This window comes from Corynebacterium sp. CCUG 65737 (assembly GCF_024454115.1).
GTDB classification, from domain to species: Bacteria; Actinomycetota; Actinomycetes; order Mycobacteriales; family Mycobacteriaceae; genus Corynebacterium; species Corynebacterium genitalium.
This window is the reverse complement of the sequence record NZ_JAGPZB010000003.1, coordinates 73,033-99,446: the sequence shown is the minus strand read 5'-3', so window position 1 is coordinate 99,446 and position 26,414 is coordinate 73,033. Positions and strand designations below refer to the sequence as shown.

23 protein-coding genes, 2 tRNA genes and 2 riboswitches are annotated in these 26,414 nt (G+C 61.7%); of the genes, 9 read left to right on the top strand and 16 right to left on the bottom strand.

All coding sequences use genetic code 11. The annotated features are described in order from the left end of the window. Nucleotide 1 precedes the first annotated feature (1 nt). The 3 genes from KBX17_RS03660 to KBX17_RS03650 form a co-directional block, all read right to left on the bottom strand. The gene (locus KBX17_RS03660) at nt 2-1,363 is read right to left on the bottom strand and encodes a lipase family protein (protein ID WP_256018545.1); all 1,362 of its coding nucleotides are present in this window, start codon (nt 1,361-1,363) and stop codon (nt 2-4) included. A 463-nt stretch (nt 1,364-1,826) separates the two neighbouring features. Next, nucleotides 1,827-3,350 (bottom strand): beta-galactosidase, encoded by a 1,524-nt coding sequence (locus KBX17_RS03655; RefSeq protein ID WP_256018544.1) that lies wholly within the window; start codon nt 3,348-3,350, stop codon nt 1,827-1,829. Between the two features lie 377 nt (nt 3,351-3,727). Next, the gene (locus tag KBX17_RS03650; protein WP_255997240.1) at nt 3,728-4,471 is read right to left on the bottom strand and encodes a hypothetical protein; all 744 of its coding nucleotides are present in this window, start codon (nt 4,469-4,471) and stop codon (nt 3,728-3,730) included. Between the two features lie 191 nt (nt 4,472-4,662). Here KBX17_RS03650 and KBX17_RS03645 point away from each other — a divergent pair, with 191 nt between their 5' ends. Both KBX17_RS03645 and KBX17_RS03640 read left to right on the top strand, forming a co-directional pair. Next, nucleotides 4,663-5,526 carry a polysaccharide deacetylase family protein gene (locus KBX17_RS03645; RefSeq protein WP_256004188.1) on the top strand — a complete coding sequence of 288 codons (864 nt, stop codon included), beginning with the start codon at nt 4,663-4,665 and terminating at the stop codon, nt 5,524-5,526. Between the two features lie 43 nt (nt 5,527-5,569). After that, entirely contained in the window at nt 5,570-6,682 is a 1,113-nt protein-coding gene (locus KBX17_RS03640; RefSeq protein ID WP_256018542.1) for an FAD-dependent monooxygenase, read from the top strand. Nucleotides 6,683-7,104: 422 nt separating this feature from the next. On the opposite strand, the gene KBX17_RS03635 is transcribed toward KBX17_RS03640, so the two are convergent. The 4 genes from KBX17_RS03635 to gyrA form a co-directional block, all read right to left on the bottom strand. Further along, nucleotides 7,105-7,177, bottom strand: a tRNA-Ala gene (locus tag KBX17_RS03635). Nucleotides 7,178-7,192: 15 nt separating this feature from the next. Continuing rightward, a tRNA-Ile gene (locus KBX17_RS03630) sits at nt 7,193-7,266 on the bottom strand. Nucleotides 7,267-7,330: 64 nt separating this feature from the next. Beyond that, on the bottom strand, nt 7,331-7,672 hold the full coding sequence (locus KBX17_RS03625) for a DUF3566 domain-containing protein (RefSeq protein ID WP_005287639.1): 342 nt from the start codon (nt 7,670-7,672) through the stop codon (nt 7,331-7,333). A gap of 3 nt (nt 7,673-7,675) precedes the next feature. Further along, nucleotides 7,676-10,327, bottom strand: a complete 2,652-nt coding sequence (gyrA, locus tag KBX17_RS03620; protein WP_256018541.1) for a DNA gyrase subunit A — start codon at nt 10,325-10,327, stop codon at nt 7,676-7,678. Nucleotides 10,328-10,427: 100 nt separating this feature from the next. Here gyrA and KBX17_RS03615 point away from each other — a divergent pair, with 100 nt between their 5' ends. The 7 genes from KBX17_RS03615 to tenA all read left to right on the top strand — a co-directional run bounded on the left by KBX17_RS03615 (nt 10,428) and on the right by tenA (nt 14,972). After that, on the top strand, nt 10,428-10,649 hold the full coding sequence (locus KBX17_RS03615; protein WP_256018539.1) for a CopG family transcriptional regulator: 222 nt from the start codon (nt 10,428-10,430) through the stop codon (nt 10,647-10,649). 355 nt (nt 10,650-11,004) lie between these two features. Further along, nucleotides 11,005-11,277 carry a TetR family transcriptional regulator gene (locus KBX17_RS03610; protein WP_255994648.1) on the top strand — a complete coding sequence of 91 codons (273 nt, stop codon included), beginning with the start codon at nt 11,005-11,007 and terminating at the stop codon, nt 11,275-11,277. A 65-nt stretch (nt 11,278-11,342) separates the two neighbouring features. After that, nucleotides 11,343-12,464 carry a YPDG domain-containing protein gene (locus KBX17_RS03605; RefSeq protein ID WP_005287651.1) on the top strand — a complete coding sequence of 374 codons (1,122 nt, stop codon included), beginning with the start codon at nt 11,343-11,345 and terminating at the stop codon, nt 12,462-12,464. 76 nt (nt 12,465-12,540) lie between these two features. Further along, on the top strand, nt 12,541-12,984 hold the full coding sequence (locus KBX17_RS03600; protein WP_005287654.1) for a hypothetical protein: 444 nt from the start codon (nt 12,541-12,543) through the stop codon (nt 12,982-12,984). A 2-nt stretch (nt 12,985-12,986) separates the two neighbouring features. Then, on the top strand, nt 12,987-13,313 hold the full coding sequence (locus tag KBX17_RS03595; RefSeq protein WP_005287657.1) for a hypothetical protein: 327 nt from the start codon (nt 12,987-12,989) through the stop codon (nt 13,311-13,313). A gap of 197 nt (nt 13,314-13,510) precedes the next feature. Beyond that, nucleotides 13,511-13,609: riboswitch (TPP riboswitch) on the top strand. After that, the gene (locus tag KBX17_RS03590; protein ID WP_255994647.1) at nt 13,600-14,268 is read left to right on the top strand and encodes a TenA family protein; all 669 of its coding nucleotides are present in this window, start codon (nt 13,600-13,602) and stop codon (nt 14,266-14,268) included. It overlaps the preceding riboswitch by 10 nt. An 8-nt stretch (nt 14,269-14,276) precedes the next feature. After that, the gene (tenA, locus tag KBX17_RS03585) at nt 14,277-14,972 is read left to right on the top strand and encodes a thiaminase II (RefSeq protein ID WP_256018537.1); all 696 of its coding nucleotides are present in this window, start codon (nt 14,277-14,279) and stop codon (nt 14,970-14,972) included. On the opposite strand, the gene KBX17_RS03580 is transcribed toward tenA, so the two are convergent. The 9 genes from KBX17_RS03580 to dnaA all read right to left on the bottom strand — a co-directional run bounded on the left by KBX17_RS03580 (nt 14,969) and on the right by dnaA (nt 26,404). After that, the gene (locus KBX17_RS03580) at nt 14,969-15,712 is read right to left on the bottom strand and encodes an ABC transporter ATP-binding protein (protein ID WP_256018536.1); all 744 of its coding nucleotides are present in this window, start codon (nt 15,710-15,712) and stop codon (nt 14,969-14,971) included. The two genes, tenA and KBX17_RS03580, sit on opposite strands and share 4 nt — an antisense overlap. Then, the gene (locus KBX17_RS03575) at nt 15,705-16,478 is read right to left on the bottom strand and encodes an ABC transporter permease (RefSeq protein WP_005287669.1); all 774 of its coding nucleotides are present in this window, start codon (nt 16,476-16,478) and stop codon (nt 15,705-15,707) included. Before KBX17_RS03575 ends, KBX17_RS03580 begins: the two co-directional genes overlap by 8 nt. Further along, nucleotides 16,459-17,499, bottom strand: a complete 1,041-nt coding sequence (locus KBX17_RS03570) for an ABC transporter substrate-binding protein (RefSeq protein WP_005287672.1) — start codon at nt 17,497-17,499, stop codon at nt 16,459-16,461. Before KBX17_RS03570 ends, KBX17_RS03575 begins: the two co-directional genes overlap by 20 nt. A gap of 62 nt (nt 17,500-17,561) precedes the next feature. Further along, nucleotides 17,562-17,655: riboswitch (TPP riboswitch) on the bottom strand. Nucleotides 17,656-18,047: 392 nt separating this feature from the next. Further along, nucleotides 18,048-18,926, bottom strand: coding sequence for an alpha/beta fold hydrolase (locus KBX17_RS03565; RefSeq protein ID WP_005287675.1), 879 nt, complete (start codon nt 18,924-18,926; stop codon nt 18,048-18,050). 57 nt (nt 18,927-18,983) lie between these two features. Continuing rightward, nucleotides 18,984-21,044, bottom strand: a complete 2,061-nt coding sequence (gene gyrB, locus KBX17_RS03560) for a DNA topoisomerase (ATP-hydrolyzing) subunit B (protein ID WP_256018534.1) — start codon at nt 21,042-21,044, stop codon at nt 18,984-18,986. A 185-nt stretch (nt 21,045-21,229) separates the two neighbouring features. Beyond that, the gene (locus tag KBX17_RS03555; RefSeq protein ID WP_256018533.1) at nt 21,230-21,835 is read right to left on the bottom strand and encodes a DciA family protein; all 606 of its coding nucleotides are present in this window, start codon (nt 21,833-21,835) and stop codon (nt 21,230-21,232) included. After that, complete coding sequence (gene recF, locus KBX17_RS03550) at nt 21,832-23,010, bottom strand: DNA replication/repair protein RecF (RefSeq protein ID WP_256018531.1); 1,179 nt, start codon at nt 23,008-23,010, stop codon at nt 21,832-21,834. Before recF ends, KBX17_RS03555 begins: the two co-directional genes overlap by 4 nt. A gap of 16 nt (nt 23,011-23,026) precedes the next feature. After that, entirely contained in the window at nt 23,027-24,226 is a 1,200-nt protein-coding gene (gene dnaN, locus KBX17_RS03545) for a DNA polymerase III subunit beta (RefSeq protein ID WP_255994641.1), read from the bottom strand. 576 nt (nt 24,227-24,802) lie between these two features. Beyond that, the gene (dnaA, locus tag KBX17_RS03540; protein ID WP_255994640.1) at nt 24,803-26,404 is read right to left on the bottom strand and encodes a chromosomal replication initiator protein DnaA; all 1,602 of its coding nucleotides are present in this window, start codon (nt 26,402-26,404) and stop codon (nt 24,803-24,805) included. Nucleotides 26,405-26,414 lie beyond the last annotated feature (10 nt).

Below are 26,414 nucleotides of genomic sequence, written 5' to 3'. Positions count from 1 at the left end.
TTTAGCTCATGATACCGGCCAGGAACGGCACGGAATCCCTGGTGGAAATGAGCATGGTGTCCACGTGGTCGGCTGGGTACCAGCGGACCACCACGCGGTTGTTGCGCGGGTTGCCGATGAACTGGCGGGCCCAGATCTCCGAGTTGAGCACCATCCCGATCGGGGTGGGCACGTCCCAATCCCACAGACCGTGGCCCAAGAAGACCGGCTTGTCGTAGCCGCTCACCGGGGTGGTCAGGAAGTCACGGATCGCGGCGTCCGCGCCCGGTACCTCGCGCAGCGGTTTGTTGAATGCCTTCGCCAGGCTCACACCGTTCATGGCTTCAGCGACCTCGAAGAGACAGCTCTTCTTGGATTCCGCAATCATGCGACGGCCTTCGTCGGTCAAAGCGGAGTCGAAGTCGACATCCGGGTTAGCCTCTTGCACAGCAGCGAGAATGTACAGCGAGTAGGTTGCCGAGATTCCGGTCTGCGGTGTGCGCGGGAAGGTAGGTCCGGCAGCCACCATGAGGTTTTCGACGTACGCCGGTGCACCCGTTGCCACTGCACCGCGATAGTCGAGCCCCATGTCCTCACTCAGCCCCGTAGCTTGGCGAGCAACATGGAGAGAAACACCGCCTCCTTGGGACTGCCCGATCACCGACCATTTGTCGGCGAACACGGGCTCACTGTCTTGCGGGATCTCCATGTTGTGCGCGGCAGCAACGGAGTCAACAACGTTCTCTGCTGCGACCTTTCCGTTGAGGTAGCTGTGGAAGCCGGGAGAATCCAGCCCCACGTAATCAGAAGCGACAATCGCGTAGCCCTCGTCCAGGAAGGTGTTAAGGTAATCTGCTTCAACCTGGGAGAGAGGGTTGATCGACGGCGCACACTCATCAGCCAAGCCGACCGTCCCGTGCGCCCAGGCCAGCACGGGCCAGCCGCCCTCCGGCTTCTCACCCTCCGGCAAGAAGACAGCGCCAGTACTCACTGCAGGTTGGTCGTGCTGGTTCACGGTGGTGTACGCAATGCGGTACTGCTCCGATGCGCTGTCTAATCCCACGCGTTGGTCGAGCGGCACCTCAGCGAGCACGGTTCCCGGTTCACCCTGCGGAGTCACGTTAGGGAGACCACTGCGGTAGACGGGATCTGGCTCTTCGACGTCATCCATCACCGCCCCGGTGTCGGCGGCGCTCGAGCCGTCCAGTTCAGAGCTGGTCGAGCTCAAGCCGTCGACCGCAGAGCTGCCCGAGCTCAACGAACTCAGCTCTGAGAGGGAGCTCGGGTCTTGCTGCGCCAGCGCCGCCGGGGGTGTTGCCATCATCCCGATGCTCAATGCCAGAGCAGCCATCGCGCTGCCGACGACTCGCGTGTTCTTCTTCATGCCATGCCTCCTGATAGAAACTTGAGGTTTCTTAATTTGTACACAAAGTTCTTCGGCTTTTCTACATGTGTTATTTACTTAGCCGATACGTGTTCGTTACATAGGCACGGCGTGGCGGTGCACAACGTGACGGAGTGGCGGACTAGTTTTCCCCGCTAACTGCAGGTTCGTCGTGATCAAACGAGACCCCCGGGGCCTCAAAAGGGGGCCTTGACGCGGAGATTTCTGTTTGCTCAGCGTTGAGGACTCAAGGGCATCCGCCTCCTGCGGAAAAGTTGACAAACTGGATTTCTGCCTACCGCCATTTGTGCAGGTCAAAAGGTTTTCGGTGCCCAAACCGGGGAAACGTTTGTCAACTTTTCCGCACAGCCTGCCAACAGCGGGACAAAATAGCGAAAGCTCCCGGGAGCCGTGCCGTTACAGCACGTCTGCCGGGAGCTTCGGGTTAGTCCTACCGGGAGTACTAGGAGAACAAGTCCAGGAACTTCTTCCACACGTTATTGCGCAGGAAGCCAGAGATGGATGTCCACAGGCGAGCCAAGGGGCTATCTCCGGAGTCCGACTTTTGTGCGGACTTCTCCTTGTTCGCCTCGGCCTTTTCTTCGGAATCGGGCTTCGAAGGCTGGGAGGCTTCGGACGATTCAGAGGGCTCGGATCCTTCTGCAGGAACGGGCGCGCCGGAGTCCACCTCGATGTCATCTTCAGTCTGCGGCAGGGGTGCGCCGGAGTCCACCTCAATGTCGTCGTCAGCCGGCGGCACGGCTCCGGATTCGACCGGTGTGGCGTCATCACCGCCGGTGAAGTTCTTAATGGTGTGGGCAGCCGGCTTCCACGAACCATCGGCACGGAGAACACCGAAGTAGTCTTCCTTATCATTGGATCCGTAGGGCTTGCGGTCGTGGAGCTGGTAGAAGATGATCGGCCCGAGGTTGGGGGTTTCGTTCCAGGCCTCCATGTAGTCCTGGTAGGTCTCCGCCTGCACCTGCTCGTTGGCGTTGAGGGTGTCCTGGCCGGTCTCGGTCAACCAGATTTCCTTGTGGCCGTCACCGTGAGCGGACATCACGGAGTGGAGGGACTTGCCTGGGGAGCGTTTCGTCTTCGGCTCATCGAACATGTAGGCCCAGCCGTTGTATTCCCAGTACTCTGCACCGATGCCGTAGGGGTGGTGGGCCAAGGAGTCGAAGTTACCCTTGGCACCAGCGTCATACATCCGCTCGAGATACTCCACACCGTTGACGACGGTGCCATCATCGTAGGTGGGAAGCACAACCTGGCCACCAGCGATGACGTTCACGTTCGGGTTAGCAGCGTGCGCCTTCGGGTAGGTCGCCTGGAGAAGCTTGGTGTAGCTTTCCGGGCTCGGGTTCGGGTTATCGGAGGATTCCCTCCAGAAGCCCTGCATCGACGGCTCGTTCCACACTTCGTAGTCCACGATTCCGTGGGCAGAGTAGCGATTGACCACGTCAGCGAAGTACCGGCCGTAGTCGTTGTAGTACTCGGGCTTCGGCGCGTAGGTGTCCTTGTAGTGGTCGAGCGAGTTCTTTTCTGCCTCGGACATGTCTCCAACGCTGGTGGCCCACTGAGGTGCGGTGGAGACCTGCATCATGACCTTGATGTCGTACTTTTTAGCGATCTCAACGGTCTGGTCGAGGAACTTCCAGTTGTAGTGACCTCGTTCGCGCTCGATGTGGTACCACGGAGCGCCAACACGGGTCCACTCAACACCCATCTCCTTGGCGGTCCGGAAGGACTCTTCGACCTCGCTTACTGATGTCGCGTCGTCGACATGCTTGGTGACAATGCCAATACCGTTCGTACCGCGGTAGGTCGTCGTATCTTCCGCCTGTGCCTGCGGAGCCACCAGGAAGGAAGCCGTCAGCGCTGTGATCACGCAGGTTGCGAGCGACGCGTTACGAGCGTTGCGCTGCGGGAAAAGTGCCTGAAGAAACTGGGTTAATCGTGCGAAACCGCTAGTGCGTGAATCCATGTTCCGTAGACCGCCTCAAGATCCGCTCTGGAATGATTGCAAAATCGTTTCATGAGTATAACGTAAAGATAAACTAAGAAACAGTCTGCGGACAGCTGATCCGAAAAGCACCCATCCGACTCGCCTTCAGGCCAAGCGGCCGATGCCGCCACCGGGCCTCCGAACTGCTCGTTTCCCACGCGGACTACGCCAATCGAGCGAGTAGCCGAACTTCCTAAGCGCCGCAACTAACCAACCGCGTTAGCTCAACCCTCCAGCTCATTTGCTGGAGGGTTCTTTCGTTTTGTGTCTGGGCACATCGCGCAATAAGACTCGTCGAATTCGCGAGTACTCACGACACTCAGTAACAAACTTGCCGAACGTTTCGCAGGAGCGCTCTACGGCTTTTCGGTCCCACGAGTAACTTCGAAAGACCCTGACGGGACATTATCCCGAGCCAGTTCGATCTTCGTCTTTCTCAAGGTCTCTCGCTCTACAGAGCAGAGCCAAAGTACGGCGATAAAGATTGGCCCTGCGATCACGAATATGAGAGCAAGAACGACCATACTGAGCACCCAAGACAAATCACGTAAACCGTGCTGGTAACTGTAATCCTCCGGTTTCAAGTCCCCTTCTGGTGCCGGGTTAGTGCTCATCAAGATGAACGACCCGCCCAAGAGATACAAAAGTGTAAGCACGCACCCACAGCCGATGACCCATAACGGTACATGCGTTGGTGTCACGAACTGGGCAGCTGCGAGCAGAAGGATCCAAAAACTGCTGGCAGCACGACACCCAAGCAAACCCTTGGCCTGCTCTATAATGCGCCAGTTGTCTTCTTTCGCCTTGAAAAAGGGTGCAATTGACATACTAAGAACGGTTAACGCGCTGAGCAGCAGAAAGATGTTTCCCGAAAGCTTATCCGGATCCAGGATCAGCGGTAGTTCGTTTTCGAGCTTGTCGCCGACCTTCTGGGCACCCAGCATCTCGACTGCACTCGCCCAAACTTGAGTTGGAGTTTGCCGGCGGTACAACGCGATAAGCGTCGTTACTGCTGCGACAAATCCGACAAGCTGGAAAAGAAAGTCGCCTCCGCTCTTCAATTCCTTGATAATGTCCGACAACTTCTTGAAATAGTCCACGACGACTGCTCCTTAGTTAAAGGCTCCGGTCCTTCGAGGGTATTGCGGATCTGTCACCGTGAAAGACATGAACGTTGAACTACGCATACCTGGTAGTCAACGCGCTTCCCCGTCGCCGCCGCGTCCCCCAGATGGGGACAATTCGGAGGCCATTGTTGCGCACCGCCCGCCGGCCCATGACGATAAGCGGAATGGATCAGCAGTTCAGTCGCGCACAATTCCTCACCGGCACTCTCATCGCCGCCGGTGCCGCCGTGCTCGGCGGGTGCGCCAATCTGGAGGGGAACACGCAGGCCAGCGGCACGCGCACCACCGCAGTCACCCCGACCAGCACGACACCGAGCACCACTGCCCCGCCGTCGGCTGAGACCTACGCGACCCTTACCCCCACTACGTTCGATCTGCACATGGACGGCATCACCGACACTGTCCCCACCACGCCCGGCGCGCACACGATCGCCCTGACCTTTGACGCGTGCGGCGGCCCGACGGGGATGGGGGTAGATGAGGCGCTCGTCGATACGCTTCGGGAGTTCAGCGTTCCCGCGACGCTCTTCCTCAACCACCGCTGGATCGAGGAGAACCCTGACATGACGCGCACGCTTCACAGCGACCCCCTCTTCCGCCTCGAAAACCACGGCACCCTCCACGCACCCTTGTCGGTGAATGGCCAATCCGCCTACGGCATCGCCGGTACGAGCTCTCCCGCCGAGGTTATTGACGAGATCGAAGTCAACCGCGAGTTGCTGCGTTCTTTCGGTGCCGATTCGACCTGGTTCCGTTCCGGAACTGCCCACTACGACGATGTCGCCGTGCAGATTGCCCGCGACCTCGGTGTGAGCATCGCCGGGTTCTCAGTCAATGGTGATGACGGAGCCAAAGCTTCCGCAAGTCAGGTCGCCGCCCGCATCCAGGACGCGCCTGACGGCGCGATTGTGCTGGCCCATATGAACCACCCCGAGTCCGGAACCGCCGCGGGTGTACGCGCCGCCCTGGAGGAGATGAGCGATGCCCGCTTCGTGTTCGTCGACGGGTCAGTGCCTGACGCGAGATAGTCAGGCTGGGGAGCCGTTCACGCTGGCCAGTAAGCTCGAGGCCATGAGAGTAGGCATCATCGGCGCTGGCATTTCGGGTCTTGCACTGGGCGCGGCACTTCACCGCAACGGCATGGACGTGCAGATTCACGAGAGTCATTCACAGGTGCGCGGCGGTGGATCCGGTATCACCCTCGCCCCGAACGGTCTGGCCGCCCTCGATGCTTTAGGCATCGGCGCTCGCTTCCGTGAGCTGCAACAGAACCAAGTCCCTCTACGGGGTGGAATTCGCAACCCCCAGGGGAATTGGCTGACGCATATCCCAGCTGAGGTCACCAAAGCTTCACTCGCGCTCGGTCGCTCCGAGCTCCACGCGCTGCTTATCGACGACATCCCTGAGGCGCGCATTCACACCTCCGCCGAGGCTTTGGCCGTTGACGCTAGCTCCGGCGTTGTCACCTTCGCCAACGGCGCGGTGGAACAGTTCGACGTGGTCGTCGGTGCAGACGGGATCCGCAGCGCGGTGCGCCGCAGCTGCTTTGACGGCCCAGAAATCAGTTACGCAGGCTACAGCGCGTGGCGGGCAATCACCGAGGGCCCGGTACTCGACGCCGGCTTCGAAACCTGGGGCGCAGGCGCTCGATTCGGCGCCGTTCCGCTTCACGACGGCCGCGTCTACTGGTTCGCTGTCCGCACCGGCCCGGAAGCTCAACCCGGCGAGACCGGCCTGAGCCAGTTGAGGGACGCCTTCGGTCAGTGGCATGAGCCCATTCCTGCTTTGCTTCGCTCAACGCCGGATGAGTCGATCCAGTACCTGCCCATCCAGGAGTTGGCGTCTCCCCTGCCGAGTTACCACTCCGGCAAGGTGGTGTTGGTGGGCGATGCGGCCCACGCCATGACCCCGAACCTCGGTCAGGGCGCGTGCCAGGGCCTAGAAGATGCTGCAGTTCTTGCCGGGCTTCTCCAGAAGGGCACTGTGGATTTGAGCGCTTACGACGAGCACCGTCTGCGCCGAAGCCAGCAGATTGCGCGTCAATCCAGGCTTGTTGGGCGCTCTGTGCACACCGGCGGTGCTCGCATAGCGGCAGCGCGCAATTGGGTGCTCAAACGTATGCCGGGTGCAGCAACGAACCGCCAAGTTCAGGCGGTGACTAGCTGGGAATTGCCAACCCTCTAGAACTACCGGCACCGAATGCCAAGCCACCAAAGACCGCGCGGGCGACTTTGGGCAGGTTGATGATCCCCGTGGACCGCGGATGTAACTGCAGGCCGGAAGAACGATAAGGGTCTAGTTCATGTCTCTGAGATTCCCACTTTGCATCAAACTGAGAATCAAAGTGTCAAACTGCGAATGAAAGTGCGAATTTCAGCCATTCATTTCATAGTTTCATTGACTCTTAGATTCCAACCTCTAAGCGCGGCTGTAGACCGTGGCCTTTCTCCCCTGACCCCCGACCATGACCACGTATCCCTCCGCCAGGAGTTAGCAGTTTCGCACTTCGATTTATGAGTTTGAGACCCGGAGCTCGGCAGCCTTTCTCCTACGGACGTCGCACACAGCAAGAAGACCCCCTAGCCGAAGCCAGGGGGTCTGAGCTGTGGAGCATAGGAGAATCGAACTCCTGACCTCCTCCTTGCAAGGGAGGCGCTCTACCAATTGAGCTAATGCCCCTTTGTTCCGAACTTGTGGGCCTAGCAAGAATCGAACTTGCGACCTCATCGTTATCAGCGATGCGCTCTAACCGACTGAGCTATAGGCCCCGCTCGGAACTTCTAGAACATTACCCAGACGCTTTGATAGAACCAAATCGCCTGGTCACATGCCCTATTGCTGGTCGGTTAGTTCGATGGCTAGGCCACCAACAAGGTCTGCCAACGCATTGTAGATGAACGCGGTCAGCGGAGCCATGAGAGCGACGAAGACGACACCGGTCGCCCCGCTCAGACCGGCCAGGGCCAGCACGAGCGGGAAATCGATCGCGGTCTCGCCGCCGACGCCGCCGATCAGCGAGTTCATCGAGTCCACGACACCTGCTGCATCGATGACGAAGTACAGGACCGTCACGGCGAGCAGCCATGCTGCGAAGCCGATCAGCGACAGCAGGATGCCGATCTTGAAGGCGCTGCCCGGCCGAATCCGGGTGAGGGTCACGTTGCGTGCGGCCATGGCCTACTCCTCACCCTCAGAGTCGTCCTCAGAGTCATCCTCGTAGTCGTGCGACTCCCCGACCTCGTCGGTCTCCACGGAGTTCACGTTCACCGCCGTGCCGGAGACTTCGGTGGAGGCGGCGCTGGAGACGGTGTCAGAGACCTCATCGAGGGTCTTCTCACCCTTGGCCACTGCGGTGGCTTCCTGCTCGCCTTCGTCCTCGACGTTGACGTCGATAGCAAGCAGCTCAACATCGTCACCGAGGTCCACCAGGCGCACTCCCATCGTCGCGCGTGACGACGGCCGGATCTGGTTGACCTCCGTCCGAATCACCCCACCAGCTGACGTGATGGCGAAGATCTGGTCATCCTCCTCCACTGCCAGGGCACCGATGAGCTTGCCGCGCTTCGGGGTGTACTTGAACGTCATCACGCCCATGCCGCCACGGCCCTGCGGGTTGTACTCCGCGATCGGGGTGCGCTTGCCGTAGCCGCCGGAGGTGGCCACCAGCAGGTACTGGCCGTCGGACACGGTGGTCATGGCCAACAGCTGGTCGTCGCCGCGGAAGCGCATCCCCTTCACACCGGCGGTGGCGCGGCCCATCGGGCGCAGCTGCTCGTCGTCGGCGGTGAAGCGGATGGACTGGCCCTGCTCGGAGACGAGCAGAATGTCGTCGTCATCGCCCACCAAGGACGCGCCGATCAGGGTGTCGCCCTCGTTGAGGTTGATGGCGATCAAGCCGGCGGAACGAGCGGACTCGTAATCGGTCAGGCGGGACTTCTTCACGCGGCCGTCGCGGGTAGCCAGCACCAGGTACGGGGCGTCCTGGTAGGTCTGGATCTGGATGACTTGGGCGATCTTCTCCTCCGGCTGGAATTCCAGCAGGTTGGCCACGTGCTGGCCGCGGGCGGCGCGACCCGCCTCCGGCAGCTCGTAGGCCTTCAACCGGTAGACGCGGCCGAAGTTGGTGAAGAAGAGGATCCAGTCGTGCGTGGAGCAGACGAAGAAGTTCTTCACCACGTCGTCCTGCTTCAGCTCGGCACCGCGCACGCCCTTGCCGCCGCGCTTCTGCGACTTGTAGGCGTCCACCTTGGTGCGCTTGGCGTAGCCGGTCGCAGTGATGGTGACCACGACGTTCTCGCGCGCAATGAGGTCTTCCTCGGTCACGTCGCCGGTAGCGGCCACGAGCTTGGTGCGGCGCTCGTCGCCGTGCTTATCCACGACCTCGCGCAGCTCGTCAGCCACAATCGCACGCTGGCGCTCCGGCTTGGCCAGGATGTCCTTGTAGTCAGCGATCTCGGCCTCGATGGCGGCGAGATCGTCGACAATCTTCTGGCGCTCGAGGGCTGCCAGACGGCGCAGCTGCATCGCCAGGATGGCGTCGGCCTGGACCTCGTCGACGTCGAGAAGCGACATCAGGCCTTCGCGCGCTTCGTCGACCGTCGGGGAACGGCGGATCAGCGCGATGACCTCGTCGAGCATGTCCAATGCCTTAACCAAGCCGCGCAGGATGTGGGCGCGCTTTTCGGCCTCGTCGAGGCGGAACTGGGTGCGCCTAACAATGACCTCAATCTGGTGTGCCACGTAGTAGCGCAGCATCTGGTCCAGGCGAAGGGTGCGGGGTACGCCGTCGACAAGCGAGAGCATGTTGGCGCTGAAGTTCGTCTCCAACGGCGAGTGCTTGTACAGGTTATTCAGCACCACGCGCGGCACCGCATCGCGCTTGAGCGTGACCACGATTCGCATGCCCACGCGGTCAGAGGACTCGTCCTCAATCTTCGAGATGCCGGTCATCTTGCCCGCAGCGACCTGCTCGGCGATGCCGGAGATGAAGTTGTCCGGGTTGACGTTGTACGGCAGCTCGGTGATCACGATGACCTGGCGCGTGCCCACCTCTTCAATCTCGGTCACACCGCGCATGCGGATCGAGCCGCGGCCGGTGGTGTACGCGTCACGGATGCCGGAGTCGCCGACGATCATGCCGGCCGTCGGGAAGTCCGGGCCCTTCACACGCTCCATGCAGGCGTCGAGCGTGGTCTTCTCGTCCGCGTCATGGTTGTCCAGGATCCAGTAGATGGCCTCCGCCAGCTCACCGAGGTTGTGCGGCGGGATGTTCGTGGCCATACCAACGGCAATACCGGATGAGCCGTTGAGCAGCAGGTTCGGCACACGCGACGGCAAAACGTCCGGCTCCTGGGCCTTGCCGTCGTAGTTCGGGGAGAAATCGACCGCGTTCTCACGGATATCGCGGACCATTTCCATCGCCAGCGGCGTCATCTTACACTCGGTATAACGCATGGCCGCCGGGCCGTCGTTGCCGCGGGAGCCGAAGTTACCCTGGCCATCCACAAGCGGGTAGCGCATGACCCACGGCTGCGCGAGACGCACAAGCGTGTCATAAATCGCGGAGTCACCGTGCGGGTGAAACTGACCCATCGTGTCCGACACCGGGCGCGCGGACTTCACGTAACTGCGCTCCGGGCGATACCCCGAGTCATACATCGCGTAAATAATGCGGCGGTGCACCGGCTTCATGCCGTCGCGCACATCAGGCAGCGCGCGGCCGACGATCACGCTCATCGCGTAATCGATGTAGCTGGTCTGCATCTCCTCATTGATATCGATGGGGAGAATGCGGTCGTAGGTGTCACCGCTCAAAGTGTCGTCACTCAATGTGAGACCTTTCTATCTCTGGACATGTCAGTGGTCAGTCTACGCACCACTGGGGCCATTCCCGAGACGGCGTGCGGTATCAGTTTGATACCATTCGCGCATGGCAATGACGCTCAGACTGTCCACCGAGGAAGACCGCGCGTTGAGCCTGCTGGCCTCCGCATGGGGGTGCTCGAAACAGGAAGCAGTCAAAAGAGCGGTCGCCATCGCAGCAGCTCGCATGCTTGACGACGCCACCGTCACCCAGCTCGCCCGCGACACCATCCCCGGATACACCGGGATGGAAGCCCGGATCCGTCGCGCCCGGCCAGGTGAGGGGTAGAGGTGCGTCTCGGGGTGGGCCTTCGCTCGCCCCTCGCCCGCCGGCCCTGCCCTCCCCTGGCCGCCGGGCCCTGCTTTCCGCTCCTAAACCCTTCGCCGCCGGGCCTCCTGCAAACGATGACAAACTCGATTGCAGGAGCGGGTTTGGCAAGGCCCCTCGAAGGCCATAAAACCGGGACCGGACGCCAGAACTAACCGATAGAAGACTCGCCGGAGGCGTCGTGCGGATTACTCGACAAGCTTGTCGTCGATCTAGACCAACGAAACGCTCTGACCTGCACCAACAGTTCCAGACAGAAATCCAGTTTGTAAACTTTTCCGCAGCGACCTGAAACCGCAGCACCCTTGAACCGCTCATGAAACCGCTCACGCCTGAACAACTGCTCATCATCGCTGACGAGTTCTGCGCCCACCACGGCGGCGCCATCCGCAGCTACTCCGCCCTGTGCGCTGCGGCCGCGATCCCCGGTGCTCGGATCGAGGGCATCCCGGTTTTCGACTCGCCGGTGGCGGCGGGTGAGGCTTTGGCTCGGGGCGTCGTCAAGCTTGAGCCGCTGCGTGGGGACAATAGCGCTTTCGCGTCGACCGCCCGGGATGTCTATGTACGTTGGGCTGAAACTATTTCATGACGTTTTGCTACTCTTCTGGCAGTCAATTTTAAGTATAAGAATCAGACTGCCTGGAGACCACAACCATGAAGATCACAATGCGGGCCATCGCGCTGGTTAGCGCTACCGCGCTCGTCGGTGCAGGCATTAGCGCACCCACCGCCCCGATTGCCACCGCCCAGACCACTGCGGGAAAAGCACCCGTTGGAGGCCTGACCTGGCCCGATGCCGAGACAGGCTTCGGCGGCGAAGTGCGCATTGTCCCGCAGGGCACCCCCGAGGGTGATTACCAGTTCTCCGTGCAGCCTGAGTATGCAGGCTTTAAATTTTCCGTTGACTCGGCAGGTGTCGTCACCGTTAAGGCACCGGTGAACAAGGAGAACAATTCCCAGAAGCGGATCGAGTTCCCCGTGACCGTGAAAACGCGCGCAGGCCGCCACGTTGGGTTTTACCAAGCCACGGTCACTGCGCAGCAAAAGCTGAACGAGCACAAAGCGGTGTGGGAATCGGTGACCATGCGCGGCAATGAGACAGCCACCGCCCGCCAGACCGCGTCCCTGCCTGCAGGCACGAGTTTCAAGATCCGCCACGACCTGAACCCGCAGCTTCGCAACACCGTGGAAGCGACTATAAATCACAAGGGCGACGTGACCGTTAAGCCGAAGGGCAATCTTCTGCCGGGTCGGTTCACCGTAGCCGTCGAAGTCTGGTTCCCGAACGGCAATACCCAGCTGGAGACGCTGTACTTCACCATCTCCGAGCAGGGACAGTGGCAGCGAGACAACGCCACGATCACGTACCCGACCGTGACAATCCCGGCCAACAAGGCTGGTAGCGCTGCTCCAACCAAGAAGAACGTTCCTGCCGGCACCACCTTCGCATTGGGGGAGGTCCCTAGCGGCTGGACTGCCTCGGTGGATCGCAGCACTGGCGTGGTGACCGCCAAGGCTCCCGCCAACTCCGGCCGGGGCGCAAGGGTGAAATTTTCGGTGATGGCCACTTTCCCTGATAATTCGAAGAAGGCGTCCCAGATCAGGTTCACCGTCGGTGAGTCCAGCCGGACTACCCCGAATCAGACCGGCCCAACCCTTGGCAACGGCTCATCGGGTGCCGGAATCCTGCTCGGTGCCTTGGCGCTGCTGGGTGCCGCCGGCGCGGCCATCTTCGCGTTCATGCAGAACAACGGCGGATTCCGCCTGCCGTTCTAAACTCACGCACGCCAGCAAGACCCCACCTCGACCCTTGCTGTGCGCGAGCTGTGCAGTTCTGCATACGATAGCTGGCATGAGTGACTTGAAAGCAATTCTCAACGACCCCACCCGCGACGCTGTCGTGGGCGACCTGACCAATCTGGCCAACGAAACTGTGTCCAACCAGTCCGGTGTGACTGGCATGGCAATCAAGGGAGCGGTTGGCGCTGCCACGCGTGTCGACGACGACGCCCTCCGCAAAGGCATCAACCAGCTCCTGCCCAACATCGTCGAGGAGCTGACTCCGCACTGGGACAAGTACCAGTCCGGCGGTGACAAGGACTCGTTCGGCGCCTACCTCGCCGCCAATGAGGACGAGGTCACCGATTCGGTGCTGAAAATCGGCGATTCGTTCGCGGATCGGGCGCCGGCGGCTGTGGGGAAGGTGTATTCGTCGCTACGCGGCAAGGTGGGCAAGATTGTCGCCCCGGTTTTGCCTGAGTTCGGCGACATCGTTGAACGCCACGCCAAGAGCTAACTATGAAGAAGCTCACCACTGCTTTCGCTGCGGCTGCGTTGTCGGCGTCGCTGCTCTCGGTTCCGGCTGCTCAGGCGGCTGATTCCAGTGGCAGCGGATCGGCGCTGCAGGCGTTCAGCTCAGCATCCTCGCAAAAGGACAACGCCGACAAGATCCCGGATGGCTGGGAAACGCCGAAAGAACCACCGCTCGGCAGCGCGTACACCGGCTTCGCGCCGATCTCGGTCGGGCTGGGTTTCGCGGCACTGGCTGTCCTTGCCGGGGCCATTCTCAAGCTGCCGCAGGTGCAGCAGGCTATCCAGGATTTCACCAAAAACCTGCAGTTTTAGGCCGCTGAGAAACTTTTCAACGCGGAAAGTGGCGCCCCTCCCCCACTGATGTTAAAGTTGTGAACCGTTGTGGTTGCAGTGACTGATGTGATTACGAGGCGCTGTGGCGGAAGGACTGCAACTTGAACCTGTACCGACTCCCCGCGGAGGCCGTGAAAACGGCGCCGCGGGGAGTCCGCGTTTCCGGTAGCGTGGACTCATACGACACGGGGTGCCGGGCAACTAGTCCGGCTGAGATCACACCCGCTGAACCTGATCGAATTCGAATTCGCGGAGGAATGTCCTTATGACTGATGCACGATTTACCGACGAGCTGCGCAACACCCACCGAGAAACGTGGGATGCAGCAGTCAATCACCGCTTTGTGCAGGAGCTTTTCGACGGCACCATTGACCCCGGCGTGATGGCCTCCTACTTGGTCCAGGACTACCGGTTCGTGGACAGCTTCCTGCAGTTGCTCGGCGCGGCTATGTCCACTGCGGACGATCTGGCGCCGCGCCTGCGCTTGGCCCAGTTCATCGGCGAGGTCGCAGGCGATGAGAACACCTACTTCCTGCGCTCTTTCGACGAGCTGGGCGTGAGCGAGCAGCAGCGCAAGGAGATCCCGGACTCGGACGCCACGGCAGGCTTCACCGGCCTGATGCGTGAGGCGGCGGAGACGCGCTCCTACGCGGCGGCGCTCGGTGTGCTGGTCGTCGCCGAGTGGCTCTACCTCGACTGGGCCGTCAAGGCCCCGGAGGATCGCCCGGAGAGCTTCGTCCACAACGAGTGGATTGAGCTGCACGACTACCCCGAATTCCACACCCTGGTGGAGTTCCTGCGTAGCGAGGTCGACCGCCTCGGCGAGAAGGACGAGGAGACCCGCCAGGTTCTCAGCGACTTCTTCGGCCGCGCGGTGGCACTTGAGCTCGACTTCTTCGACGCCGCCTACGCCGAGCCGATCAACACTAACTAGGAGCAACCATGACCACGCTGTATGAAGAACTGAAGTCCCGCGCGCCGGAGTGGGAGGAATACACGAAGCACGAGTTCGTGGAAAAGCTTGGCGACGGCACACTGCCCCTCGAAGCTTTCCAAGACTACCTCGTGCAGGATTACCTCTTCCTCGTGCACTTCGCCCGGGCGCATGCCCTGGCCGCGTTCAAGAGCCGTCGTCTGTCGGAGATTGAAGCCGTGAGCACCGCGATGTCCGGCATTATCGACGAGACGAAGCTGCACCGGAAGCTCACCGCCGAGTGGGGCATTTCCGAAGACGAGCTCGACCGCGCCCCGGAGAAGATGGGCACCGTGGCCTACACCCGCTACGTCATCGACACCGGTCTGGCCGGTGACGTGCTGGAGCTGCAGATCGCGTTGGCGCCGTGCCAGATCGGGTACGCCGAGATCGGCACATACCTTGCCCCGCGCCTGGAGGGCCGCGAGGACCACCCGTACAGCGACTGGATCAACACCTACGCCGCCGACGACTTCCAGGGCATGGGCCAGGCATCCATCGAGACGCTGGATCGCCTCGCCGAGATGCCGGCCGAGGACCTCGTGGGGACACCGCGGTTTGAGCGCCTGCTGGACATCTTCCGCACCGCATCGCGCCTCGAGCGCGACTTTTGGCAGCAGGCGCTCGATTCCGTGGGGTCAGCCCACGGAATCAAAGAAAGTTAAAGCAGCGACAGGATCTGCCGTTCGTATTCACCGAACTCCGGGGATGCGAGCACATCGATCCCGCGGGGGCGAGGCAAGTCGATCTCCACGATCTCGCGCACCGTGGCCGGCCGGGGGCTGAACACGACCACGCGGTCAGACAGCATGACGGCCTCGCGCACGTCGTGGGTGATCAACAGTGCTGTCCATGAGTTGTCGGCCCACACTTGTTGCATCCACGTTTGGAGTTCTTGGCGGGTGAGGTAGTCGAGGGCGCCGAACGGCTCATCAAGCAGTAGCGTGCTGCGTTCTTGCACCACCGTGCGCAACAGCGCGGCACGTTGGCGCATGCCGCCGGACAGCTCGAAGGGCAACGAGTCCTCAAAGCCGTCGAGGCCGAAGCGGGGGAACCATGCGCGGGCCCGGGCGCGCGCTTCCTTCCGCGGCACGCCTTGGACTTCCAACCCGAGTGCCGCGTTCGCCAAGATGCTGCGCCATGGGAAGAGCAAGTCCTTTTGGGGCATGTAGGCGGTGAGGTCGCGGCGGCCTTGGGCGGGGGTGCCGTCGAAAAGCACTGTGCCTGCGCCGGACGCGTCGAGGCCTGCGATGATGTTGAACAGCGTTGATTTGCCCGCGCCCGATGGCCCGACGAGGGAGACGAACTCCCCCGGCGCGACGTCGAAGGAGACGCTGTCGAGCACGTGCAAGGACCCGAACGTGCGGCTGACGGACTGGAGTGAGAGGCGGGGTGTTTCAGCCACGGCGCGCCCTCCTTTCGGCCGCGTGCCACGGAATGACGGCACGCTCAATGAGGTACGTGGAAAGGTACAGCGCGATGCTGAGCACCGCCGTCACGGCCACCGCCGCGAGCACGAGGTCCGTCCGGAACGCGTTCTTCTGCACGCTCATGTAAATGCCCAAGCCCTGGCGCGCACCAACGTACTCAGCGAAAATCGCGCCCGTCACGGCGTAGGTGATGCCAATGCGTAAGGACGTGAAGAACGACGGGAGAGCCGACGGCAACCTCACCAAACTGAATTCCTGCCAGCGGCTGGCCCCCATGGAACGCAACAGGTTCGACGCTTCGCGGTCAGTGCGGTCAAAACCCTCGATCAGCCCGATGGCCACCGGGAAGAACGTGACCAGAGCGACCACGAGCATCTTCGGCAGCATGCCGAAGCCGAACCAAATGATCATCAGCGGAGCGATGGCGATCACGGGGATCGTCTGCGAGGCCACCAGCAGCGGGATGAGGCCGCGCTTGAGTGTGGGCGAGAAATCCACCGCGATGGCAATGAACCACGCGCACACCATAGACAGCGCGAAGCCAGCGAGCGTGACGCCCAGCGTGGACGCGGCGTGGCCGGCAATGACCTCGCGCTGCTCCCACCCGGCGGTGACCACCCGGCTGGGCGCCGGGAGGATCTGCGGGCGGACCCCGGTCAGGCGCACGGCAGCCTCCCACACCGCAATGAGGGCGGTGAGGAAGACGACCGGCGTGACGACGCTAATCCGCGAGGTATTCATTGGTGAAGTAGGTCGACCAGTCCGGGTCCTCGGTCAGCGGCTTGTTGTTGGCATCCACAAGCAGGCCCTGCTCCCCCAGGAACGTGCCCAGCTCAGCCCAGTGCTCCTCGGTTTGGCGGCCGAACTTGCCGCCCTCATCGAGCATGTACTTCTCGGCGAGCATGCGCTGGCTGCGCTTGAGGAAGTCCACGTCCGTCAGCAGGTCCGAGTTCTCCTCGTGCAGGATCTGGGCTGCAGCATCCGGGTCATCGACCGAGTCTTGGTAGCCGCGCTGGAGTGCCTGGACGAACTTCTTCGCCTGCTCCGGGTTCTTCTCCAGCCAGGTGCCGTTGCCCAGGATGATCACGTTGTAGCAGTCCGGGAAGCCGTAGTCGGTGTAGGCGAAGTTCTTCAGCTCGACGCCGCGATCTGCGGCCTCAATGCCCTCCCAGGCGACGAAGGGGACGGTAAAGTCCACGTCGCCGTTGTACAGCGCCTCATACGCGCTGGTGCCCAGGGTGACGGTCTCGATGTCGCCCTTGCCGCCGGCGGCCTGGATGACGCCGCGCATGGTGGCTTCCTCCGACGGGTTAGCGAAGCCGCCGTAGGTCAGGCCGTCCAGGTCAGCCGGGCTCTTGATCTCGTCGCGGTCCGCCAAAACGGAGACCTCAGTGGACCAGGTCTGCTGGACCGCGAGGACCGAGCGCACGTCTGCCCCAGCAGCCATAGTGATCGTAGCGGTGTCCTGGAAGCTCACGCCGAACTCCGCCTGCCCGGCATCGACCATGAGATCCGGGTTGGAGTCGTTGTACGGCAGAACCTCCACATCCAAACCGGCGTCTTTGAAGTAGCCCTTGTTGATGGCCACGTACAGGCCAGTGTGGTTCGTGTTCGGCGTCCAGTCCAGCGCGATGCGGATCTTGTCGCCGCCAGCGCCGCCGGCACCACCGCCTGCCTGGTCTGCACTGTCCGCGCATGCGGTGAGCATGAACACTCCCGCCAACGCAGCCATGAACACTGCGAGCTTTTTGGAGATCTTCATTGTCCTCGGGCCTTTCTTTCCTCCTGGCGAAAGGCCCACGGGTGCACGCGCACTGGTGCGCAGGAGCGTCCCCGTGACAATCCCTCCGCCAGTCCAAACTGGATCAGGTTCAACGGGTCTTATCTCAGCCCCCAGAGGGCACCCCGTGTCACGTGTCTCTTTTTATACCAGCCGGGAGTGACCGCCGAGGGAGAATCGTTGAAAACATCCCCAGGGAAGGCGAAAGGCGGCCACCGAAAAGGGTGACCGCCTTAGCGTTATCTTCGGTTACTCGGAGCCGGGCGCTGCTGGCTCAGCCTCCGGCGCAGGGACCGTGCCCGCGCTGGAACCGGAGCTGCCCCGGTCGGAAGAACCTGAGGAACCGGAGGATCCAGACGATACTTTTGCACAATCGGTACGTAACTACTAGCTCGGTTTACGTGTATAAACAGGTGACGCTACGGAACCGGGTGAAGCTTAGAACGGGCTTAAGCATTCACCAGTTTTTCGGCTAAAACCTCAGGCGGTATCGGGACGGTAACTGCCTTCAGCGACGGGGTTTCGTGGGACTAGATTTGCTGCGCGACGAACTCCTCGAAACGGTCCGCCACGATTCCCGGCTCACGAGCCCAGCGGTTGTGGCCCAGTCGGCCGGGAAGCTCCTCGGCCTTGCGTGGCGCTTTCTCTAGGTGCTCGAGAAGGTACTCGCAGGATTCAAGGGTGCACTCGGAATCGTTCGCAAACCGGGTCAGCAGCACCGGAACGCGGACGTTCTTGATCTCCTCGGCGTAGTTGATGTCCTGGCCCTGGAGATCTGCGATGGTGTTCATGCGGCTGAAGCGCGACCACTCGTAGACGTGCCGGCCGGACTGGCGGCCGTAACCGGCGATGTCCAATGCGCCGCCCGGCCACACGCCGCGCAGCTTGGCCACCTGGCCCATCATCTGCCCGCCAAGCAGAGCGCGCACGTGGTCCTTCCCGGTGAAACCGCGGTGGTAGGGGCTGCCGGAACCGACTCCCATCAGACCCTGGACGTTGAGCTCTTTAGCCTCCGGCCGTGCCAGGAACATCGAGCCCACCTGGCCGCCCATGGAGTGTGTCAGCAAATAAGTGGGATGGTTGGGCTGAAGCGAGAGCTCCTTCTTCGCCGCCTTGATGCCCTCCGGGTAATCCTCCGATGCCAAGTTGTGGTAGCCCCACTGGTTATCCGGCATCGCTTTCGTGGTGTTCGTGCCCTGGCCGCGCAACTCACCGATAGCCACGTAGTACCCGCGCGACGCCAGTTCCTTCGCCAACGGACGGTAATACCGCGCACCCATGCCGAACCCGGGCCACATCATCACCAGCGGCGCGCCGGCGCGCGGCTCTTTCGGCTCGAAACAATAAACCGTGCTCACAGAGTGATCCGGCAGGTACGACAAGGTGTAATGCTCATCCACGGACGTCATGCAGGCTATTGTGCCAGCACTGGCGGGGAGAGCGCCCAAGTTTGAGGGGAAAACCTCCTAAACGTCGAGAAAGCGCACGTCCTTCGCCTTGCGGGTAATGAAGGACCGGCGGGCAGCGACATCATCGCCCATGAGGATAGAGAAGAGTTCGTCGGCGCGCTGGGCATCCTCAAGCTCGACGCGGCGCAAGATGCGGTTCTCCGGATCGAGGGTGGTCTCCCACAGCTCGCCCGGGTTCATCTCGCCGAGACCCTTGTAGCGCTGAATACCGTCGTCGGTGTTGATCTTGCGGCCCTCGTTGAGGCCCTCTTCCAGCTCAGCGTCGCGCTCCGCATCGGAGTAGGCGTAACCCGGCTCGCCCTTATGCCACTTCAGCTTGTACAGCGGCGGGTTGGCCAAAAACACGTGGCCATCGCCGATGAGCTCCGGCATGAGGCGGTAGAGCAGCGTGAGCAGCAACGTCGCAATGTGCTGGCCGTCCACATCGGCGTCGGCCATGAGCACGATCTTGTGGTAGCGCAGCTTGGAGATGTCGAATTCGTCGTTGATGCCCGTGCCCAGCGCCGTGATGATCGCCTGGACCTCATTGTTGCTCAGCACGCGGTCAAGGCGCGCCTTCTCCACATTCAGAATCTTGCCGCGCAGAGGGAGAATGGCCTGGTACATCGAGTCGCGGCCCTGCTTGGCCGAACCGCCCGCGGAGTCGCCCTCCACAATGAACAGCTCCGAGGCCACCGGGTCCTTCGAGCGGCAGTCGGCGAGCTTGCCGGGCAAACCGCCCAGATCGGTTGCGGACTTGCGGCGCACCGACTCACGGGCCTTGCGCGCAGCCTCACGAGCCTGAGAGGAAGACACGGCCTTTTTGATGATGACTTTTGCCTCCGCCGGGTTTGCATCGAACCAGTCGTTGAGGTGCTCGTTCACCGCACGCTGCACAAAGCCCTTGATTTCGGAGTTGCCCAGCTTGGTCTTGGTCTGGCCCTCGAACTGCGGGTCGCCCACGCGCACAGAGATCACGGCGGCCAGGCCCTCGCGACAGTCGTCGCCGGTGAGGTTCGGGTCCTTGTCCTTGATCAGCTTGTGGTCGCGCGCGTACCGGTTCATCAGGGAGGTCAGTGCCGCGCGGAAGCCCTCCTCGTGCGTGCCGCCCTCGTGCGTGTTGATCGTGTTGGCAAAGGTGTGGACAGACTCCTTGAAGCCGCCGTTCCACTGCATCGCAATCTCGAGCTCGTGGTCAGTACCCTTCGCCTCAAAACCGACGATGGTCGGGTGAATCGCCGTCTTCGTGCGGTTGAGGTAGTTCACGTAATCCACCAGCCCGTTCGGGTAGTGGTAGGTGACTTTCTTCTCGCGCTTCTTCTTCGAGGTCGGAGCGACGTCGCCGTCTTCGTGCTTATCGACGACATCCTCATCCGCAAACGAATCCCCCTCCACAACCTGAGCCGTGTCGCCTTCTTCGGCGATCGCCTCAAGCTCGAGCTCTTCATCGGAGACGCGCTCGTCCTTCAGGGTGATGGTTAGACCCTTGTTCAGGAAGGCCATTTCCTGCAGGCGGCGGGAAATGGTGTCGTAGTCGAACTCGACAGTCTCGAAGATCTCCGCGTCCGGCCAAAACCGGATCGACGTTCCAGTGCCGCGGGCGTTATCGCCCTCGACCAGGTCGTCCGGGATCGCGTTGGTGAAGTTCTGGTACCAGTGCTTGCCATCGCGCTTGATGTCCGCTTCAACGCGGGTGGACAGCGCATTCACCACAGAGATACCCACACCGTGGAGACCACCGGAAACAGCATAAGACTCGGAGTCGAATTTGCCGCCGGCGTGCAGTTGGGTCATGACCACCTGGACTGTCGGCGCGCCCGACGGGTGCATTTCCACGGGGATGCCGCGGCCGTTGTCCACGACCTGAACTCCGCCGTCGGCAAGCAGCGTGACCTCGACCTTGTCCGCGTGACCTGCCATTGCCTCATCGACGGAGTTGTCCACGACCTCCCACACGAGGTGGTGCAGGCCGCGGCTGCCGGTGGAACCGATGTACATACCGGGACGCTTGCGGACGGCCTCCAGCCCCTCGAGGATGGTGATCGATGACGCGTCGTAATTCGGTTGTTGCTCAGCCACGTGAACGACTCTCCTTGGAAAAAGCTTGCTTAACCGTGGTTATTTTACATGCCGCTGCAGACATTCCCGGTAGCGGCCGAGCGTGTGGGGCTGATCCGGGCGGCGTGTGAACGATTCAACCTCCCAGAGGGAATGCGTCGGAGAAACCCCAGGTGGCGAAAAACGGGGCACCGAATCGTTCACACTTATCCATAGGTATCTCTTGGACCGCGGCCCTTGACATGCAGCGGCCCGTAACGCCAGTTCTTCGTCTTCGGCGGGAAAACGTGCAGCTTGGTCACCACACCCGGCCCGATCTTCTCCGCGATCTTGGCCAGGACCGTCGACTGCATGTACTTCAGGTTCGTCGCCCAAGCCGTCTGGTCGCACGCCACAAAGACCTCCCCATCTTTGATCATGGTGACCTCGGTGTGCTGCGCGATCTTCGCGCCGACGAGCTCCTCCCAGTTGCCCATCACCCAGCCGTGCGCGATGGATTCCGTCCAGTCGCGCTGCTCAATCTCCTTCTTTACTAACGACGCAAATCCCGCCACCTCATACGACCGCGGCAGCGCCCGACCATCCGCACCGGTGGGCCGGCCGCGAAAACTCCGCGGTTTTGTGGCATCCGGAGTCAGGTCTAATCCGGGGACGACAGGTGTGGGACCGTCACCCTTGCCGAGCGAGCGCGTCGGCACCACCTTCTGCGCCTTCGCCAGATTGGGGACCTTGCCGTTGCGGCGCTTGGCGGTGGCGCGCAGGTTCTGAAACGTCGCAGTGACCAAGTCGACTGGTTCCTGGTTGTCGGTCACGGCTCCTCCAACCGCGAGATCCCGTCTTCCATCAACACCGAGTAGCGGGCGGCGACATGCTCATCGAGGTTGTCGGGCAGGTCATCGCCGACCGCAGCGGTAATGAGCACTTGCTCCGCTTGCTGTGCGACAGCCACCAACCGTTCACGGCGCTTCGCGTCCAGCTCAGCGAAAACATCGTCGAGAATGAGCACGGGACCCACGCCGTCTTCCGACAGCAACGCGTACTCAGCCAGGTGCAGTGCGAGGGCAAACGACCAGGTCTCGCCGTGGGAAGCGTATCCCTTCGCTGGTTGGTCGCCGAGCGTGAGCAACAGGTCGTCGCGGTGCGGGCCAACGAGCGTGGTCCCGCGCTCGATCTCGTCGCGGCGCCGGCGAGCGAGCTCGGTGAGAAAGGCAGCCTCCAGGATCGCCGGGTCGTTGGAGGGTTCGCCGGCCACCTCCGCGACGGCCTTGTCCAAGGTCGACGAGTACTCGATCGCGGCCGGCCGGGATTCGGGTGCGACGGAGGAATAGGAGGTGTGGACGGGGTCGCTGAGGGCGTCGATAAGCACGCGCCTGCCTGCGACGACCTGCGCGCCAAACGCTGCCAACTGCGCATCCCACGCGTCCAGGGTGCTCAGCGCGGCGGCACCGGAATCGTCGTTGTAGCCGCGGCGCAGCGCCATATTCGACGAACGCAGAAGAGCGTTGCGCTGGCGCAGAACTTTGTCGTAGTCGGCTTTCGCCCCGCCGAAGCGCGGGGTGCGGATGCTGGCGAGCGTGTCTAAGAATCGACGGCGTTCCGCGGGCTCACCGTTGACCAGGGCAAGATCCTCCGGCGCGAAGACCACCGTGCGCAGCACGCCGAGCATCTCGCGCGGGGACTTCAGACGGGTCCGGTTGATCTGCGCCTGGTTCTGCTCGCGGGCTTTGATCAGCAGATGGGTGGTCAGTTCGCGGCCGTCGTTGACCGTCGTCGCCGAGATGCGCGCATTGTTGGCGCCGGTGCGGATGAGCGGCTGATCCTGGGACACGCGGTGGCTGGCCAGCGTCGCGGTGTAGATCGCGGCCTCGACGATGTTCGTCTTGCCGTGGCCGTTGCGGCCGGAAAAGACCGTGACCCCAGGCTCGAGCGCCAAGTTCAGCTCAGGCCAGGAACGGAAATCCCGTAGGTCGAGCTCACGGAGATACACGGGTGATGGACCTGGTTTAGCCCGGCAGGCGGACCGGCATGAGCAGGTACGTGAAGTTCGTCGCTGGAGTCTCGAAGGATCCGTCCGGGCCAGCTTCCGGCAGCTCATCCGGCTCCGGGACCATGATCGCCGGGCGGGATGCTTCCGTGAACCCGAAGACGACGCGATCGGTGTGGATGACGTTCAAGCCGTCGCGCAGGTAGCCGGAGTTGAAAGCGATGAGCAGCTCGTCTGCACCGGTGAACGCGCACTGCAGGCTCTCGCTCGCCTCACCGGACTCAGCACCAGAGGCGAAGAGCGTGACCTCGCCCGGCTGGAAGTGCATCCGCAGCTGCGCATTGCGGTCGGCGACCAGGCTGACGCGGCGGATTGCTTCCATGAGCGGAGCGATCTCGACACTAGCCATCGAGGTGTGGGTCTTCGGCAGCAGCGGCTGAATGTTCGGGAACTCGGCGTCGAGCATGCGCGTGGTCGTCTCACGGTTGCCAGAGTGCAGGCCGAACAGGCCGTCGCCGCCGACGTTCTCGCCCGAGCCGACGGCGATTTCGACTGGCTCTTCCAGGTGGGTGTCCAGGGTGCGCGCGTTATCCAGCAGTGTCTTGGCCGGGATGAGCAGCTTCGCCTCGACGTTCGGCGCCTTCGGTTCCCACTCAAGCGAGCGCAAAGCCAAACGGAAACGGTCGGTGGCAGCCAGCTGCACGCGGTTGCCGGAGACTTCCATGTGGACACCGGTGAGCATCGGCAGCGTGTCATCGCGGCCGGCAGCAGAAGCGACCTGGGTGATGGCATCGACAAACGTAGTGGTGTCCAAGGTTCCAGTGACCTCGGGCAGGACCGGCAGCTGCGGGTAATCATCGAGCGGCATCAGCGGCAGCTCGAAGCGGGCGGAGCCGCCCTGGAGAAGAAGACGCTGGTTATCGGCAACAGAAACATCGAGCGGCTTCGCCGGCATGTTGGAAACAATGTCGGCCATGAGCTTGCCGGCTACAGCGACGCGACCAGGCTGGTCCACCTCTGCGGCGATGCGCACGCGGGTAGAAACCTCGTAGTCGAAGCCGGCGAATTCCAAACCATTGTCATCCGCTGTGATCACGACAGCGCGCAGCACAGGCTGGGTGTTTTTCGTGGGCAGGTTGCGTGCAACCCATGCCACCGCATCCGAGAGGTCATCTTTGTGGACGCGGAATGACACGTTCACGTCTGCCTGGGTGTCCATGCTTGCCTGCTCCTTGTTGCTGCTGCGTTCGGGCCGCGTTAGGGCCTTGAGTGCCAACTGGTCATTCAGCCTACCGACTGACCTGCCCGCTGCAACAAAAAGGGCACGGGCTTTTGTGATTCGTGAAAGCAGGTCGTGCGGGGCGGCGGCGGGCGTTGTGCACACCCTCTCTTTCTCTTGGTTTAAGTACTAAGAAAAAACCCGGGAAGAACAGTAAGTGTTGTGCAGTCTGTGGATGAACGGGCAAATGCCAAGAATGTCGGCCGAATCGGCGTGTGGGTGACGGGTGTGGAATTCGTGTGGGAAACCCCGATTCCTTGTGGACAAAAGATCGGCCGCTTTTTGTGTGCACAGCGAACCACACGTTTTCCACCGCTTCGCCCCTGATATCCCACACGTTATCCACCGGGGCGTGTGATTCGGTCGAGGCCTGTGAATTGAGCATTGGAGACCAACATCACACGGGCGCCCGGGCTAATTACACCCATGGAATTACACAGCTGTGAATAACTCTGTGGATAAAAGAAAAACCCCAGCTTGCGGGTGCAAACTGGGGTGGAAAACTGTGTGGAAAGTTCATTGTGAGCGGACTCGCGTCTTGATGATCTGCGTGAGCTCCTGGATTTCGTCGTACGTCTCGCGGTTCTCCGTCATTTCTTTGCGGATCTTCCGGTCGGCGTACATCACTGTCGTGTGGTCCTTGCCACCGAACTCCTGGCCGATCTTCGGTAGTGACAAATCAGTCAGTTCGCGACACAGATACATAGCTAGCTGGCGGGCATGCGCGACTGTGCGAGTTTTGCCGGCGCCGGTGAGCTTGTCCAAGGACACACGGAAGTACTCCGCGGCCACCTCTTTGATGGTGGTGGCAGTGATCTTGATGTCGCCTTCATCCGGGAGGATGTCACGCAGGGCGATCTGGGCAACGTCGAGCGTGATCGGCTCCTTGATCAGTGAGGAGTACGCCGACACCCTAATCAGCGCACCTTCGAGCTCGCGGATCGACGACTCGAACTTCGACGCGATGAGCTCCAGTACTTCATCGTCGACCTGGGTGCCGTCGGCAGCTGCCTTCTTCATCAGAATGGCAATGCGCGTTTCCAGGTCCGGTGGCTGGACATCTGTAATCAGTCCGCCCTCAAAGCGCGTGCGCAAACGGTCTTCCAGCGTGGTCAACTGCTTCGGCGGACGGTCAGACGACAAAATGATCTGCTTGTTCGCTTGGTGCAGCGCATTGAAGGTGTGGAAGAACTCTTCCTGAGTACCTTCCTTACCTTCCAAGAACTGGATGTCATCGACCATGAGGATGTCCAGATCGCGGTACCGGCGCTTGAACGATTCTTGGCGGTCATCGCGGACAGAGTTGATGTAGTCGTTGGTGAACTCTTCCGATGAGACGTATTTAATGCGCAAGTCAGGTTGCAGCACGCGCGAATAGTTTCCGGCGGCGTGCAGCAGGTGCGTCTTGCCCAGGCCGGATCCGCCCCAGATGAACAGCGGGTTGTAGGCACGGGCCGGATTCTCGGCGACGGCGACAGCGGCGCCGTTGGCGAAACGGTTGGAAGAACCGATGACGAAGTTCTCGAAGGTGTACTTCGGGTTCAGCGATGTCTCGCGGTTCGGATCGTGCGCGGGCTTCTCGCGTTGAATGCGCTGCGGCACCTCCACAACCGGGTGCGCTGCCTGTTGGCGCGCCGATTCTTCAATGGCGTGCTGTTCTTGCTGCTGCGCGTGGATGCGCGCCAGCTCGTCCAGGCCCATCGGCAACTGCTCCCCTGCTATCGGAGCTGGGAATTGTCGTGCCTGCTCAGAATAGGTCGGGAACCACGGCGTCGGGTTCGGTGCCGTGTGCTGCACAGGCGGTTCAGGCTCGGGTGCAGGCTCTGGAGCCGCTGCGTCGACGGAGACCGCAATATTGCACGGCCGGTTCAAGTGGTGGGTGAGAATCTCGACAATATAAGGGCCGAGCTGATTTTCCACCACGTTTTTCGCTGCGGAGTGCGGGACGGAGAGGATGCAGTAGCCGTCGACAAGCATGACGGGGCGCACGAGGCGCAGATACGCTCGGTCGCCCGGTGTGAATGTGGGTACGGGTGAGTTGGGTCGCTCTGAAAGGTTGAGAAGTTCGTTGACAACGTCTTGCCACAGCGCGTCGAGCGCCTGCTGATCGAATGCCATGCTCGCCTAC